The sequence below is a fragment of the Streptomyces sp. NPDC126503 genome, from assembly GCF_040302405.1.
GTDB lineage: Bacteria > Actinomycetota > Actinomycetes > Streptomycetales > Streptomycetaceae > Streptomyces > Streptomyces gulbargensis.
Genome location: NZ_JBEORS010000023.1, coordinates 18764 through 33991 on the forward strand (window position 1 = coordinate 18764; position 15228 = coordinate 33991).

Consider the following 15228-nt stretch of genomic DNA (forward strand, 5'->3'; position numbering starts at 1 on the left):
AGGCAGGGCTGCCATGAGCACTCAGCCACTCCCCCTGGAGGGGATCACGGTCGTCGCCGTCGAGCAGGCCGTCGCCGCCCCCTTCGCCACCCGGCAGCTCGCCGACCTCGGGGCCCGGGTCGTCAAGATCGAGCGCCCCGACGGCGGTGACTTCGCCCGGGGGTACGACACGGCGGCCCGCGGCCTCGCCTCGCACTTCGTCTGGTGCAACCGCGGCAAGGAGTCGGTGGCGGTCGACCTGAAGGACCCGCGCGGCATGGCCCTGGTACGGCGGATGGTGGCGGGCGCCGACGTCTTCGTGCAGAACCTGGCGCAGGGGGCGGCGGCCCGGCTCGGCCTGGACGCCGTGACGCTGTGCGCGGCGCACCCCTGGCTGATCGCGGTGGACGTCTCCGGATACGGCGCCGAGGGCCCGTACGCCCGCAAACGGGCCTACGACATGCTCGTCCAGTGCGAGGCGGGACTCGTCTCGGTGACCGGGACGCCCGAGCGGCCGGTGAAGTCCGGCATCCCCGCGGCCGACATCGCCGCCGGGATGTACGCCTTCTCGGGCGTCCTCGCGGCGCTCGTCCGCCGGGGCACGACCGGCCGCGGCGGGCCCGTGGAGGTGTCGCTCCTGGACTCGCTCGCCAAGTGGATGGGGCACCCGTTGCACCACGGGATGCACGGGGGCACGGCCCCGGCGCGCACGGGGCTCGCGCACGCCGTGATCGCGCCCTACGACGCCTATCCGACGGCCGACGGCGGCATGGTGCTGCTGTCGGTGCAGAACGACCGCGAGTGGCGGCGGCTCGCCGAGCGGGTCCTCGGCCGCCCGGAGCTCGCCGACGACCCCGCCTTCGCGACGAACGCGGCCCGCGTGGCGGGGCGCGCGGCGACGGACGCGGTGGTGGCACGGGCGCTGGCCCCGCTGTCCATGGAGGAGGCCCTGGCGCGCCTCGACGCGGCCGGTGTCGCCTGCGCCCGGCTCAACTCGGTCGCGGAGCTGGCGGACCATCCGCAACTGGCGGCCCGGGACCGGTGGCGGGAGGTGGAGTCCCCGGTGGGGCCGCTGCGGGCGCTGCTGCCGCCGGTGGTCTTCCCCGACGCGCCGGAACCGCGCATGGGCCGCGTCCCGGCGCTCGGCCAGGACACCGACGAGGTCCTGGCGGAGCTGGGCGTGCCGGTGGCGGAGGTGAAGGAGCTGCGGGGGGCGGGAGTGATCGCCTGACGCGGCGCGGCCCGGGCCGGGCGGCTCCCCGTCACGAGGGGCCGCACGGACGGCTCGGGGCTCCGGGGGCGGGTGATCCGGGCGGTACGTCGAGGGACCCCGGCGCCCCGGGCCGGACCTCCGCCGGACGGGCGGGACGGGGGCGCCGAGCGGACCGCCGACGCGATCGCGCCCGGCCGCCGCCTCGAAACCGCCCGGGTCGAGCCGTGCCCGGGTCCGACCGGCGCGGCACCCGGCACGGGTGGACCGCCGGAGTGGTCGCAGCAGGCCACCGACGCCCCGGAATCGTTCCGGTCGACCACCGGACGGAGCGGGGCCGGACGGGACGACGCCGTGGGGAGGCACCTCGGTGGAACCGCGCACCGGCCCCGTCGGCACCGCGACCGAGCCGTCCGCGCCCCACCCGGGACCGACCGGCACCCGGCACGGGTGGACCGCCGGAGTGGTCGCGGCAGGCCGGCGGCGGCAGAGGAGCGGCCCGGCGCGGCACAGGCGCGCGGCCCACGCCGTTGACCACTCCGGACACGACGAACGCCGGACGGGCGGGGACACGTCCGGCGGAGTCGTGGTCGGTCGGCGTACGGGCGGCGCGCCGGAGCGGGCGGGATGCGTCGGGGAACGCGGGGTCCGGCGACGCCCGGGCACGGAGGCGCCGTGTCGGCCCGCCGGATCCGCCGTGACCGGTGCGGCACCCCGAGGGGTGTCGCGACGGTCACGCCGGACGCCGGCGCGGCCGGTGCCGCGCCGCTAGTGGCGCGTGCCGAAGAGCGAGCGGCGCAGGCGGCGGAGCGGGGCGAAGAGGGAGACGCGCGCGCTCCGGCTGCGGTGTCCCCGCACCGGCGAGGCCGCCGGCGGACGAGTCGTCAGCTCCCGCATCAGCAGGGTGGCCTCGGCCACCTCCCGCTGGGGCAGGGCGGGACCGCCCAGCACCGCGAGATGGCGGTCGAGCCGCGAACTGGTCGCGCTGCTCCCGCAGGTGATGGCAGGCACACGCGGCCTGCTGCGCATTGCTATCTGTTCCATGTCACTCCCCACCCGTACAAGGGCACCCGGCCCGGGCAGGTTAACCCTATCGCTCCGCTGTGACACTCGTGTATCCCGCCGACGCGATTCGACGCCCCCGCACGGGGATTGACGATCACTGTCCGAATCCAACTGCCTCCAGGCCGAGTTGAACGGACGCGAAACACCTGCCGAACCGTCACGAACCGTCCGGCGGCGCCTCGCGGCGCTCACGGGCGGGCCCCGGTGTGTGATCTCCGCCACCAAGATCGTCTGGGCGGGTCGTCCGAGAAAGGGGGCGGACGGGGACCCCTCGGCTACCGTGGGTCCATGACGGTGATCGCGGGACGTTACCGGCTGCTCGACCTCCTCGCGGAGGCTGCCACGGGGGCCGTCTGGCGCGCCCGGGACGAGGACCTCGGCCGGGACGTGGCGGTCAAGGAGGTCCACGCCCCGCCCGGCCTCGGGGAGGCGGACGAGCGGCTTCTGTACGAGCGGATCGCCCGCGAGGCCCGGTCGGCGACGGGGCTGCGGCACCCGGGGATCGCCCGCGTGGACGACGTGGTGGTCGCCCGGGGCAGGCCCTGGGTCGTCATGGAGCTGATTCCGGGCCTCACCCTCGCGGAGACCGTGGAGGCGGACGGGCCCATGCCCCCGGGGGAGGCCGCGCGGATCGGGGCGGCGGTGCTGGCGGCGCTGCGCGCCGCGCGGGAGGCCGGGGTGCCGCACCGGGATCTCGGCGCCGACCGGGTCCTGCTCGCCAACGACGGACGGATCGTCGTCACCGGCTTCGGCACGGCGACGGGCGCCGCCGCCCGGGAAGGGCGGGCGCGGGAGGCCGGCGCCCCGGGGCAGGCCGACGAACTCCGGGCTCTGGGCGCGCTGTTGCGCACCGCGGTCGGCGGGGCGGGCATCGGGCCGCTGGCCACGCTGATCGGGGAGCTGCTCCGGGAGGACCCCGACGACCCCACGCCCGTGGAGCGGGTCGAGCGGGAGCTGCGCCGGCTGGCCTCGGGCGGCCCGGCCGCCGGTGCGCCGTCACCCGCCCCGTACGGTCCGGGCGACGGGGGCCGCGGGACCCGACGCGATCGTACGGACGGCGACGGGGACGAACGGGGCGGGGACGCGACCGCGGCGGCGGAGGCGCCCCCGACGGAGCGCCGGCCGGAACGCGCCCCTGCCGGGCCGCGGTGGGGTGCGGTCCTGTTCGCCGGGCTGCTGGGCGCGCTCCTGCTCGTGGCGGCGCTGGTGTTTCACTTCGTCAGATAGGGGAACCGGGCGCCGGTCCCGGGGGACGCGGCGCCACGGTCACGGGAGCGGAGGTCGGGACCGGGGGTCGGGGGTGGGGGACGGGGTGCGTTGGACGGGCACCGGGCCGGTCAGAGCACGTTGCGGAAGCTGGGCAGGTAGCCGCCGGACTGTCCGGCGGCGGTCGGGTGGTACGACTCGCCGATGTTGAGCCAGTTGACGCTGTGCAGCCAGGGGGAGCCGGAGCAGATCTCGTGGCCGGTGAAGGCCGGGACGACGCTCGCGAAGGTGTAGCCGTGGTCGGCGGCGCGCTTGGCGGTGGCCGCGTTGAGGTGGTCGGCGGCGCCGTTGATGGCCTTGCGCTCGTTCTCGCTGAGGCCGGCGACGCAGCTGCCGCTCAGCTGGTAGAAGCGCGGGTAGCCGAGGACGACGACGCGGGCGGCCGGGGCCTTGGAGCGGATGGCCGAGTAGACGGAGTCGAGCTTGCCGGGCAGCGTGGTGTCGACGTAACTCTTGGCCTGATTCACTCGGTTGATACAGGTGGATTCGGACTGCAGCACACAGGTGGTCATGACGTCCGCGAAGCCGGCGTCATTTCCCCCGATGGTGATCGAGACGAGGTCGGTGGCGGAGGAGAGCGGGCCGAGCTGGTTGGCGGTGACATCGCCCGTCCGGGCGCCCGAGCAGGCGGTGAAGGCGAACGTCGACGGGGCGTTGGCGTTGGCCCACAGCCGGGGATAGGCCTTGGTGGAGCGCTTGCAGTCGCCGCTGGCGCTGTCGTAGCTGCCGGCCCCGACACCGGAGGAGTACGAGTCCCCCAGCGCCACGTAGTCGAGGGCGGCGGTCTCGGCCGCTTGTGCCGCGCCCGCCCCGGTGAGGGCGAGGACGGCACCGAGCAGGAGCGAGGACGAGAAGGCCGCGAATCGGGACAGTTTCATGGAACCTCCCTGGAGCAGGATCTCTGCGCTACCTGGTAGTAGCATCGGATCCGGCCGCCCGGAAGTGTCCATGTCAAAACTTCCGGCCCGTCCGGCCGATCTCCCGTCATCGACCGTCGAGTTCGCGCCACTCCACCGCGCGACCCCGCCGGGAAGCGGAAGTTCCGGTCCCATGACAGGGTCGCGCGCGATCACGGGACGATCGCACAACAATGCGCAGAGGGGGTGATCGTGCCCCACTTCCCGCTCCCCACAAACGGATTGAACGAATCCGATCAGGACGGTTACACATCTGACCGTCGGAGCTTCGCCAATCTACGGAAAAGCGGGTCACCGATCCGGCACTTGCCCTACAGTCCCCTTCATCAATACCGTCGTACATCTCACCCGCACCGGCCCGTTCCGTACAGCAGCTCAGGGGAGGGCTCCAGCGTCACGACGGTCCCGGGGCGGGGCGCGGTAGGGGGGTGCCGTGCTCGGTGTCGGTACGTGCGCCGAGTCGCGGATGCCGCGCGGCCAGCCATGCCAACTTGCCGATCCCGCACGGACATTCACCACCGTGCGGGCGGGGTGAGAACCCCCCTTTCGAACCGGACACACCATCGGGACCGCCCCAGGGGTGGGCGGCCCACCGGACGAGAGGGAAACCAGACCCATGAGCTCGTTCCTGCGCCCGGCCGCGGGCCAAGAATTCACCGAGCCGAGTCGAATAGCCGCCCAGTACCGGGCCATCACCTCGCATTTGGCGATCACTCCCCCGGTGAGTGTCGTCATCCCGGCCATGAACGAGGCGGAAAACCTTCCGTACGTCTTCCAGACCCTGCCGGAATGGATTCACGAAGTCGTCCTGGTCGACGGGAATTCCACCGACAACACGGTGGACGTGGCCCGCGCGCTGCGGCCGGACGTCAAGGTCGTCAAACAGGTCGGCAAGGGCAAGGGCGACGCGCTGATCAGCGGATTCGCCGCCTGCACCGGTGACATCATCGTCATGGTCGACGCGGACGGCTCGGCCGACGGCCAGGAGATCGTCTCCTACGTCTCCGCCCTCGTCGGGGGCGCCGACTTCGCCAAGGGCTCCCGCTTCGCCAACGGCGGCGGCACGGACGACATGACACTCATCCGCAGACTGGGCAACTGGGCCCTGTGCACCCTCGTCAACCGCAAGTTCGGCGCGCGCTACACGGACCTCTGCTACGGCTACAACGCCTTCTGGCGCCACTGCCTCGACAAGATCACCCTGGACTGCACCGGTTTCGAGATCGAGACCCTCATCAACATCCGGGTGGTCAAGGCCGGCCTCAAGGTGCAGGAGGTGCCCAGCCACGAGTACCTGCGCATCCACGGCGTCAGCAACCTCAACGCGGTCCGCGACGGCATCCGGGTCCTCAAGGTGATCCTCAAGGAGAAGTCCGTGAGCCGGTCGGCCCGTCGCAGGCCCGCCGCCTTCTCCGTCAACGTCCCTCGGGGAGAGGTGTCTTGAGCGACCGCACGGCCCCGCTCCGCTTCTCCGTGGTGATCTGCGTCTACACGGAGGAGCGGTGGCGGGACATCCTCGCCGCCGTCGACTCCGTACGGAAGCAGTCCCTGGCCCCGCTGGAGACCCTGCTCGTCGTCGACCACAACGAGCGGCTCTTGGCCCGGCTGACGGAGGAGTACGCGGACGAGAGACTCCGCGAGGAGGTGCGGGTGCTCGCCAACGCGGGCACCCGCGGCCTCTCCTCCGGCCGCAACACCGGCATCGCCGCCGCCCGCGGCGAGTTCGTCGCCTTCCTCGACGACGACGCCGTCGCCGAGCGGGACTGGCTCCACCACTTCGCCGCCGCCTACGACGATCCCCGGGTCATGGCCGTCGGCGGCCGGACCCTGCCCGCGTGGGCCTCGGGCCGCCGTCCGGACTGGTTCCCCGAGGAGTTCGACTGGGTGGTCGGCTGCACCTACCGGGGGCTGCCGCCCGGCCGGGTCCGGGTCCGCAACGTCCTCGGTGGCAACGCCTCCTTCCGCCGCGACGCCTTCGCGGCGGCGGGCGGCTTCGCCACCGGCATCGGACGCGACGGCGACCGGCGGCCCCTGGGCTGCGAGGAGACGGAACTCTGCATCCGGCTCGCCCGGGCCCTGCCCGAGGCGGTGCTCCTCATCGACGACCGGGCCGTCATCCACCACAAGGTGCCCCCGGTCCGCGAGCGCTTCGCCTACTTCCGCACCCGGGTCTACGCCGAAGGCCTGTCCAAGGCACTCGTCGCCCGGAGCGTCGGCGCGCAGAAGGGCCTGGAGTCCGAACGGCGCTACACCACCCGGGTGCTGCCCGCCGGGGTGGTCCGGGGTCTCGGCGACGCGCTGCGCGGCCGGGCCGGCGGCGCGGGGCGGGCCGGCGCGATCCTCGCCGGTGTGACCCTCGCGGCCGGCGGCTACGCCCTCGGCACCCTCCGCGCGCGCCGCGGCGGCCCCCGCTTCTCCTGGGGTCCGATCGAGGACCTCCCGCCCGCCGGGAGCGCGGCGGTACCCGGCCCGGGACCGGTCGCGGGCACGGAGGCCGTCGCGTGAGCGGGAACACCCCGGGCGGGCGGGGTACGGCCGCCGCCGTGCCGATCCTCATGTACCACGCCGTCGGCGACGATCCCGCACCCGCCACCCGGGGACTCTCGGTCACCCCGGCGGCCTTCGCCGCGCAGATGGAGGTGGTCGCCGAGCGCGGGTTCACCCCGCTGACCACCGCCGCGCTCGCCGCCGCCTGGCGCTCCGGCGCGCCGCTGCCCGACCGTCCGCTGCTCATCACCTTCGACGACGGGTACGAGGGCGTGCACCGGCACGCCCTGCCCGTGCTCGCCGGGCACGCCTTCGCCAGTACGGTCTTCGTCTCCACCGGCTGGGTGCGCGGCCGGTGGCAGGAGGGCGGCGCGCTCGACACCATGCTCGACTGGGCGCAGGTGCGGGAGCTGGCCGACGCGGGCACGGAGATCGGCGGGCACAGCCACACCCACCCCCAGCTCGACCAGCTCGACGCCGGGCGGCTCCGCTTCGAGGCGCTGCGCTGCCGCGAGATCGTCGCCGAGGAGCTGGGGACGGCCCCGGTCTCCTTCGCCTACCCCTACGGATACTCCAGCCGGCGGGTGCGCACGGCGGTGCGGGAGGCCGGGTTCGCCCAGGCGCTGGCCGTCGGCAACGCACTGGCCCGCCGCCGCCAGGGGCCGTACGCCCTCGCACGGGTGACCGTTCGCCGCTCCACCGGCGTCGAGGAGTTCACCCGGCTCCTGGAGGGGCGGGCGCTCGGGCGGAACTTCGCGGCCGACCGGGCCCTGACGAAGGGGTACGCGGTGGTGCGGCGGGCCCGGGGCGCGGTGCGGGGGCACTGGATCTGACGCCCGCGCGCACCGGCCCAAAATCCGGTGCGCGTGCCGCGCGGGTGCCGGATCATGGGCGCCATGCCTGACACCCCACCGGTTCCGTCCGGTCCGCGGCGGCCGTTGCCCCTCGTCATCAACCTGGACGACAGCGACTCGCCCTCGGACGTCATCGACGCGCTGTTCGTCGACCGGTTCGCGACCGGGGAACAGCCGCACGCGCACAGCACGACCCTGGACCGGGCGAAGCCGGAGGCCACCCTGCTCCCGGCCGGGGCGCGGGTGCTGCGGATGTCGAAGGACGACGACCGCAGTTCCGTCCTGGCCGAGGGCGAGGGCTGGACGCTGCTGGCCTCCCGCTGGAACCACCGCGCCGACGTGACCGTCACGGCCACCGACGCGGAACTCGCCGAACGGATCCTGAAGGAGGCGACGGACGGGGCGAAGGACGAGCCGGAACCGGAGCCGGGGAACGTGACGATGGGCTTCTGGCACGTGGCGCCGCAGCGCGGGCCGCGCCGGACCACCCGGCAGATCGGCGCGGAGACCTGGGAGGAGATCCGGTCCAACTACTCGGCGCCGGTGGCCGCGTCCATGGACCGGCTGATGGGCATCCGGCCCGAGGACGTCACGGGCCGGCTCCTGCTGCTGCACGGTCCGCCCGGCACGGGCAAGACCTCGGCGCTCAGGACGCTCGCCCGGTCCTGGCGCGACTGGTGCCAGGTGGACTGCGTGCTCGACCCCGAGCGCCTCTTCACCGATGTCGGCTATCTGATGAACATCGCCATCGGGGAGGACGAGGGCACGGAGAGCGGCCGCTGGCGGCTGCTGCTCCTGGAGGACTGCGACGAGCTCATCCGGGGCGGGGCGAAGCACGAGGCCGGGCAGGCCCTGTCGCGGCTCCTCAATCTGACGGACGGTCTGCTCGGGCAGGGCCGCAACGTCCTCGTCGGCGTCACCACCAACGAGGACCTGGAGCGGCTCCACCCGGCCGTGGTCCGCCCGGGCCGCTGCCTGGCCCGGATCGAGGTGGGCCCGCTGACCCGGGCGGAGGCGGTCTCCTGGCTCGGCCGGGAGGAGGACGTGCCGCGCGACGGCGCGACCCTCGCGGAGCTGTACGCGCTGCGGCGGGGTACCCCGGCCCCCGGCCTCCCGCAGCCCCGTGAGGCCGCCCCCGGCCTGTACCTGTAGGAGCGAGCGGGGCCGGGCGGGTCAGACGGTGTCGTAGGCGGCGCGCAGCGCCTCGCGCACCGCCGCCTCCGCGTCCTCGCGGCTGAGGCCCAGGCGGTGGGCCTCCTCGGCGTACTGGGCGGCGGCGGTGGCGGCCCGCCGGCTGGCCGCGTCGCCGGCCGCCGCGACGAAGGTGCCGTGCCGGCCCCGCGTCTCGATCACCCCGTCCGCCTCGAGGGCCTTGTACGCCTTGGCGACCGTGTTCGCGGCGAGCCCCAGCTGCTCCGCGAGGCCCCGTACCGTCGGCAGTTTGTAACCGACCGGCAGTCTGCCCGACCTGGCCCGCTCCGAGATCTGGGCACGCAACTGTTCGTAGGGAGCGGTGGTGGAGTGGTGGTCCACGGCGATTGTCAGTGTCACCCCGCCGATTCTGCCCCCACCGCACCCGAAAATGGGAGGCGGTGACAGGCCGCTCCCCCGTAGCGTGCGGGGCCATGACTGTGATCGTCCGTGACGTACGCCCCGAGGACGCCGAGGGCTTCGCCCGGGCCCGCCGGGCCGCACTGCCCTATCTGCTCGCCACCGCCGAGCAGACCGCCTACGACTGGGCGCACGCCCACCCCGACAGCCACGCCCGTCCGCTGGTCGCCGTCGCGGAGGACGGGGAGGTCATCGGCACCGCCGAGGTGGGCCTCGCCCACGAGTCGCCCGAGCCGGGCGTCGGTGAACTCAACGTCTACGTCCATCCGGCCCACCGGGGGCGCGGCGCCGGTGCGCTGCTGGTGCGCGCCGCCGAGGAGCACCTGGCCGAGCACGGTGCGACGACCCTCTACAGCTGGGTCCTGGACGAGCCGGCGGGCCGTGCCTTCGCCGAGCGCCACGGCTACGCGCCGAGCCGTTCGGCGCACTTCCTGCGGCTCGACCTGACCACGGCCGAACTGCCGCCGCTCGGGGAGCCGCCGGCCGGGGTGGAGATCCGCACGGCGGAGGACTTCGCGGCCGACCCCCGGCCGCTGTTCACGCTTGACGCGGTGACGACGGCCGACGAGCCGGGTGACGTGGGGGCCGAGCTGGACGACTACGCGCACTGGCTGGAGACCACCTGGAGCCATCCGCTGCTCGACCGGACCCTGACGACGGTGGCGGTGGTGGACGGCGTCCCGGCGGCGTTCAGCGCGGCCAGGACGGACGGTCTGGGGCGGTACGGCTCCGCGATGACCGGTACGGCTCCGGACTTCCGGGGGCGCGGGCTGGCGAAGCTGGCCAAGAACGTGTCGCTGCACCGGGCGCGGGCCGCGGGCTGCGTGGAGGCGTTCACGGGGAACGACGCCCGCAACGGGCCGATGCTGGCGATCAACAGGTGGTTCGGTTACGAGGTGCGCGCGACGGAGGTGCGGCATGTCCGGGCGGTCGGTTGAGATCACCCTGAGGAAGGCGGGGCGGACGAAGATCCGTTATCCGGCGGAGGTGCTGGCGGAGCGGGAGGCCCGGCTGTCGGTGCGGGCGCCGTGGGCGGCCGAGGGGGTGCGGGACTTCGGTTTCGTGCGGTTCGAGCCGGGTGACGTCTTCGTGGAGCACTACTGGCGCGACCGCTGGTACACGGTCAAGGAGGTGTGGTCGGCGGACGGGGCGCTCAAGGGCTGGTACTGCGACATCACCCGGCCGGCCGAGATCGGCGGGGCCGGGGTGGTGGTGGAGGATCTCGATCTCGACCTGTGGGTGTCGGCGGACGGCAGCGAGGTGCTGCGGCTCGACGAGGACGAGTTCGCGGCGAGTGGTCTGACCGCCTCCGACCCCGAGGCGGCCGAGCGCGCCGTGGTCGCCCTCGACGAGCTGGCGCGGCTGGGCCGGGACGGCCTGGTGGAGCTGCTGCGCTGACGCGGGGGGCTACCGGGCGGGCACGGTCCGGAGCGTGACGTCCGCGTCCTGCACGGCGAGGAAGCCGGGCTGCGGGAGGCCCGTGTCGGAGGTGCCGAGCTGGAGGAGGGCGGCGCGCACGAGGGCGGTGCCCGGCCGGAAGACGGACTCCTTCAGGGTGGAGGTGTTGATCCAGGTGTGGAGGTGTCCGTCGCAGACCGCGCGGGTGCCGCCGATGCTGGTGGAGCGGCCGTCCTGGTCGAGGGTGGAGCTGACGAAGACGGGCCCCTCGCTGTCGTCCAGGCAGCGGTAGGTGCCGGAGAGGGTCACGGTGGTGCCGGGGCCCAGGATTCCCTGGGTGTCGACGGAGAGGCCGTTGGCCCCCTCGGCGTGGGCGAGGGGGGCTCCGGCGGCGGCCAGGAGGGCCGCGACGGCGAGGGCGAGTCGGACGCGCATGGTCGGTTCCCTTCGGTGTGGGGGGAGGGTGCTGCCCGCCAGGCATACCGGATTCGGCCACCGTTTGACCGAAACTCACCCCTTCGGGGGCGCGTTGGCGGGCCGTCGCGCCCCCGTCGTACGGCCCGCCCTCCCCCGTCCCTCCGCGGCCCTCCCCTCGGGGCGGGTCACTCCCCGAGGCTCCCGCGGGTCACTCCCCGGCGGCCCTCCGCCCGGTGACGACCCGGCGCAGCAGGGGCCAGGCGAGCAGCAGCGCCACGACGGCGTAGACGGTGACCGAGAACGGGGTGTTCACCAGGCCGGCCAGGGAGCCGTCGCTGATCTGGAGGGCGCGCCGGAGCTGCTGTTCCGCGGCCGGACCGAGGATGACGCCGATGACGGCGGGCAGCACCGGCAGCCCGTACCGCCGCATGCCGAACCCCAGCAGGCCGATGACGAGCAGCACCACCAGGTCGAGCGCCTCGCCGCCCACCGCGTACGCCCCGACGGCGGCGAAGAAGAGGATGCCGGCGTAGAGGTACGGGCGCGGGATGCGCAGCAGCCGGGCCCAGACCGGCGCGAGCGGCAGGTTGAGCGCGAGCAGCAGCACCATGCCGACGAACAGCGAGGCGATCAGGCCCCACACCAGGTCGGGCTCCCGCTCGAAGAGGAGCGGTCCCGGCTGGATGCCGTAACTCTGGAAGGCGGCCAGCATGACGGCGGCGACGGCGGTCGTCGGCAGGCCGAGGGTCAGCATGGAGACGAGGGTGCCGGCCGCCGAGGCGGACGCGGCCGACTCGGGTCCCGCCACGCCCTCGATGGCCCCCTTCCCGAACTCCTCCTTGTGCTTCGACAGCCGCTTCTCCGTGACGTACGACAGGAAGGTGGGGATCTCCGCGCCGCCGGCCGGGATCGCGCCGAACGGGAAGCCGATGAGCGGCCCGCGCAGCCACGGCTTCCAGGTGCGCCGTACGTCCTCCCGGCCGAGCCAGGGACGGCCGGCGGGCAGGGCCTCGCCGGTCGTGCGGCGGAGGTGGGCGGCGACCCACAGGGCCTCGCCGATGGCGAAGAGGCCCACCGCGACGATGACGACGTCGATGCCGTCGGCGAGCTGGAGCGAGCCGAAGGTGAGCCGCTGCTGCCCGGTCATCTGGTCGAGGCCGACCAGGCCGAGGGTGAGGCCGATGAGGAGGGAGGCGAGGCCTCGGATCCGGGAGGAGCCGAGGACCGAGGTCACCGCGATGAAGGCGAGGACCATCAGGGCGAGGTAGTCGGGCGCGCCGATGTCGACGGCGAGCGCGGCGACGGTCGGGGCGAGGGCGACGAGCAGCACCGTGCCGATCATGCCGCCGGCGAAGTGGCCGACGGCCGCCGCGGCCAGGGCCTGCGCGCCGCGCCCGGCCTTGGCCATCGGGTTGCCCTCGATGGCGGCGACGACGGCCGCGCTCTCCCCCGGGGTGTTGAGGAGGATGGAGGTGGTGGAGCCGCCGAACATGGCGCCGTAGTAGATGCCGGCGAACATGATGAAGGCGCCGGTCGGTTCGAGCCCGTAGGTGACGGGCAGCAGCAGGGCCACGGCCATGGCGGGGCCGATGCCGGGCAGGACGCCGACGGCGGTGCCGAGGAGCACGCCGAGGGCGGCCCACAGCAGGTTCACCGGGGTGAGCGCGGTGCCGAAGCCGTCGATCAGGGAGGTCAGGGAATCCATGGGTCAGAGCACTCCCATCAGCGGGCCGCCCGGGAGCGGCACTCCGAGCAGCCGGTCGAAGACGGCGTAGGTGAGGAGCGAGAGGACGGCCGCGACGAGCGGGTCGCGGTGGAGGTTCCGGCTGCCGAGGACGAAGGCCGCGCCCCAGAAGAGGAGCGCCCCGGCGACGGGGAAGCCGAGCGGGCCGATGAGGACGGCGAAGGCGAGGAACGCCCCGGCGAGGAGGAGGACCGTGCGCCGGTCGGCGGGTTCGGTGAGGTCGATGTCCTCGCCGCCCTCGGCCTCGCCGCGGCCGCCGCGCAGGACGTCGGCGGTGAGGAGGACGGCGACGAGGAGGAGGCCGCAGCCGACGACGAGGGGGACGGTGGCCGGGCCGACGGGGCCCCGGCCGGTGAGGTCGGCGTCGAGGGTGAGGGCGTCGGTGAGGACGAGGACGCCGAGGAGGAAGAGAAGGGCGCCGACGCCGAGTTCGGAGCGTCCGCGCAGCCGTTCCTTGAGCGGGGTGGTCACAGGCCGAGCTCCTTCAGGACCGTGTCGACGCGGGCGTTCTGCTCGGTGAGGAAGACACCGAACTCCTCGCCGGGCAGGAAGGCGTCGTTCCAGCCGTGGGTCTCCAGCGACCGTTTCCACTGCGGGGAGGCGTGGAGCGCGGTGACGAGGCCGACGAGCTTGTCGCGTTCGGCGTCGGTGAGGCCGGGCGGGGCGACGACGCCGCGCCAATTGGTGAACTCGGTGTCCAGGCCGGCCTCGCGGAGCGTCGGAGCGTCGAGTCCGGGGACCCGCCGGGGCCCGGTGACGGCGAGGAGCCGCAGCTCGCCCGCCTTGATCTGGTCGAGGTACTCGCCGACGCCGGAGACGCCGAAGGCGACCTTGTTGCCGAGGATGGAGGCGAGGAGTTCGCCGCCGCCGTCGAAGGGGACGTAGTTGACCTTCTTCGGGGGGATGCCGGCGGCCTGGGCCATCAGCATCGGGGCGAGGTGGTCGGGTCCGCCGGGTGAGGAGCCGCCGCCGACGGGCAGCTTGCCGGGGTCCTTCCGCCAGGCGGTGAGGAGGTCCTGAAGGGTCCGGTACGGGGAGTTCTTGCCGACCACGACGATGTCCTGCTCCTCGGTGAGCCGGGCGATCGGGGTGGTGTCGGCGAGGGTGCGGGGCGTCTTGTTGGTGTGGACGGCTCCGACGACGCCGAGTCCCATGGACATGGCGAGGCGGCCGTTGCCGCGTTCGCCGACGAGGCGGGTGAGGCCGACGGTGCCGCCCGCGCCGGGCAGGTTGAAGACCTCGACGTCGCCGGTGAGGCCGGCCTCCTCCGCGTCCTTGGCGGCGGTGCGGGCGGTGATGTCGTATCCGCCGCCGGGCGTGTTGGGGACCATGAGACGCAGGCCGGGGATGTGGGTGCCGGTGTCGGAGCCGCTGCCGGGGGTGAGCAGCGGCGGCCCCACGAGCACCAGCAGTGCCGCTCCCAGGAGGGCGAGGGGGGTGCGTGGACGCAAGGGTGCCGCCTCTCGGTAGGGGGTGGTGAAGTGGCCCACATGTTGCCCGCGCGTTAAGAAGCTGTCTCTCTTCCGCAATCAACGGACGTTGTGGTCGTTGTGGTCGCGTCCTAGCGTGGGTCGGCGTGACGAACGTGCTGGTGGTGGACGACGACTTCATGGTCGCCAAGCTGCACTGCCGCTATGTGTCGGCGGTGGCGGGCTTCTCGGTGGCGGGGGTCGCGCACAGCGGCGCACAGGCGCTGCGGGAGGCCGAGCGGCTGCGTCCCGATCTGGTGCTGCTCGACGTGTTCCTGCCGGACATGGACGGGATCCGGGTGCTGCGGGAGCTGCGCGCCGCCGGGCTCGGGGTGGACGCCCTCTTCATCACGGCGGCGCGGGACGTGGGCACGATCCGGTCGGCGCTGCGGGCCGGGGCCCTGCACTATCTGATCAAGCCGTTCAGCCAGGCGGCGCTGCACGAGCAGCTGCGGCACGTGGCCTCGGTGCGCAGCCGGCTCGACGACCGGGACGAGGTGCGGCAGGAGGACGTGGACCGGATCTTCGGGGTCCGGCCGCGCGGGTCGCGCGAGCTGCCGAAGGGGCTGGCGGCGCACACGGCGGAGCTGGTGGACGGCATTCTGCGGGCGCACCCGGAGGGGCTGTCCGCGACGGAGTGCGCGGTGGCGGGCTCGCTGTCCCGGGTGAGCGCGCGCCGGTACCTGGAGTACTTCGCGGAGACGGGCCGGGTGGAGGTGTCGCTGCGGTACGGGGGGACGGGCCGCCCGGAACGGCGGTACCGGCGGCTGGGCTGAGGCGCGCGGGGGGCCTTTCCGATGCGGCTCTTACC

General features: G+C 74.0%; 16 protein-coding genes. 9 read left to right on the plus strand and 7 right to left on the minus strand.

Annotated features, from left to right (window positions below; genetic code table 11):
- Positions 1–13 precede the first annotated feature (13 nt).
- A complete protein-coding gene (locus ABTY40_RS25065) occupies positions 14–1210 on the plus strand; it encodes a CaiB/BaiF CoA transferase family protein (RefSeq protein WP_352061590.1) in 1197 nt (398 codons plus the stop codon).
- Positions 1211–1957: 747 nt separating this feature from the next.
- On the opposite strand, the gene ABTY40_RS25070 is transcribed toward ABTY40_RS25065, so the two are convergent.
- Positions 1958–2233, minus strand: coding sequence for a hypothetical protein (locus tag ABTY40_RS25070; RefSeq protein ID WP_309057808.1), 276 nt, complete (start codon positions 2231–2233; stop codon positions 1958–1960).
- 309 nt (positions 2234–2542) lie between these two features.
- Between ABTY40_RS25070 and ABTY40_RS25075 the strand changes: the two genes are divergently transcribed.
- Positions 2543–3481: a protein kinase domain-containing protein gene (locus ABTY40_RS25075; protein ID WP_352061591.1), complete on the plus strand. Its 939-nt coding sequence runs from the start codon at positions 2543–2545 to the stop codon at positions 3479–3481.
- 110 nt (positions 3482–3591) lie between these two features.
- Here ABTY40_RS25075 and ABTY40_RS25080 read toward each other — a convergent pair whose 3' ends face one another.
- Positions 3592–4398: an SGNH/GDSL hydrolase family protein gene (locus tag ABTY40_RS25080; protein ID WP_309051166.1), complete on the minus strand. Its 807-nt coding sequence runs from the start codon at positions 4396–4398 to the stop codon at positions 3592–3594.
- Positions 4399–5053: 655 nt separating this feature from the next.
- On the opposite strand from ABTY40_RS25080, the gene ABTY40_RS25085 reads away from it, so the two are divergent.
- Genes ABTY40_RS25085 through ABTY40_RS25100 form a run of 4 tightly spaced genes read left to right on the plus strand, consistent with a single transcriptional unit; the run spans position 5054 to position 8930 of the window.
- A complete protein-coding gene (locus ABTY40_RS25085) occupies positions 5054–5881 on the plus strand; it encodes a glycosyltransferase family 2 protein (RefSeq protein WP_352061592.1) in 828 nt (275 codons plus the stop codon).
- The gene (locus ABTY40_RS25090) at positions 5878–6942 is read left to right on the plus strand and encodes a glycosyltransferase family 2 protein (RefSeq protein WP_352061593.1); all 1065 of its coding nucleotides are present in this window, start codon (positions 5878–5880) and stop codon (positions 6940–6942) included. The genes ABTY40_RS25085 and ABTY40_RS25090 overlap by 4 nt, the downstream gene beginning before the upstream one ends.
- A gap of 50 nt (positions 6943–6992) precedes the next feature.
- A complete protein-coding gene (locus ABTY40_RS25095) occupies positions 6993–7757 on the plus strand; it encodes a polysaccharide deacetylase family protein (protein WP_352061649.1) in 765 nt (254 codons plus the stop codon).
- Between the two features lie 54 nt (positions 7758–7811).
- Positions 7812–8930 (plus strand): DUF5925 domain-containing protein, encoded by a 1119-nt coding sequence (locus ABTY40_RS25100; RefSeq protein WP_352061594.1) that lies wholly within the window; start codon positions 7812–7814, stop codon positions 8928–8930.
- 21 nt (positions 8931–8951) lie between these two features.
- Here the strand turns inward: ABTY40_RS25100 and ABTY40_RS25105 are convergent, their stop codons facing one another.
- Entirely contained in the window at positions 8952–9329 is a 378-nt protein-coding gene (locus ABTY40_RS25105) for a GntR family transcriptional regulator (protein ID WP_352061595.1), read from the minus strand.
- A gap of 74 nt (positions 9330–9403) precedes the next feature.
- On the opposite strand from ABTY40_RS25105, the gene ABTY40_RS25110 reads away from it, so the two are divergent.
- The gene (locus ABTY40_RS25110) at positions 9404–10327 is read left to right on the plus strand and encodes a GNAT family N-acetyltransferase (protein WP_352061596.1); all 924 of its coding nucleotides are present in this window, start codon (positions 9404–9406) and stop codon (positions 10325–10327) included.
- Positions 10308–10787 (plus strand): ribonuclease FAU-1 family protein, encoded by a 480-nt coding sequence (locus tag ABTY40_RS25115; protein ID WP_309056395.1) that lies wholly within the window; start codon positions 10308–10310, stop codon positions 10785–10787. Before ABTY40_RS25110 ends, ABTY40_RS25115 begins: the two co-directional genes overlap by 20 nt.
- Positions 10788–10796: 9 nt before the next feature.
- Here the strand turns inward: ABTY40_RS25115 and ABTY40_RS25120 are convergent, their stop codons facing one another.
- The 4 genes from ABTY40_RS25120 to ABTY40_RS25135 all read right to left on the minus strand — a co-directional run bounded on the left by ABTY40_RS25120 (position 10797) and on the right by ABTY40_RS25135 (position 14399).
- On the minus strand, positions 10797–11222 hold the full coding sequence (locus ABTY40_RS25120; protein ID WP_352061597.1) for a DUF6299 family protein: 426 nt from the start codon (positions 11220–11222) through the stop codon (positions 10797–10799).
- Between the two features lie 190 nt (positions 11223–11412).
- The gene (locus ABTY40_RS25125) at positions 11413–12909 is read right to left on the minus strand and encodes a tripartite tricarboxylate transporter permease (protein WP_352061598.1); all 1497 of its coding nucleotides are present in this window, start codon (positions 12907–12909) and stop codon (positions 11413–11415) included.
- 3 nt (positions 12910–12912) lie between these two features.
- Positions 12913–13419 carry a tripartite tricarboxylate transporter TctB family protein gene (locus tag ABTY40_RS25130; protein WP_352061599.1) on the minus strand — a complete coding sequence of 169 codons (507 nt, stop codon included), beginning with the start codon at positions 13417–13419 and terminating at the stop codon, positions 12913–12915.
- Entirely contained in the window at positions 13416–14399 is a 984-nt protein-coding gene (locus ABTY40_RS25135) for a Bug family tripartite tricarboxylate transporter substrate binding protein (protein ID WP_352061600.1), read from the minus strand. The genes ABTY40_RS25130 and ABTY40_RS25135 overlap by 4 nt, the downstream gene beginning before the upstream one ends.
- Positions 14400–14524: 125 nt before the next feature.
- Here ABTY40_RS25135 and ABTY40_RS25140 point away from each other — a divergent pair, with 125 nt between their 5' ends.
- Positions 14525–15193 (plus strand): response regulator, encoded by a 669-nt coding sequence (locus tag ABTY40_RS25140; protein ID WP_352061601.1) that lies wholly within the window; start codon positions 14525–14527, stop codon positions 15191–15193.
- Positions 15194–15228 lie beyond the last annotated feature (35 nt).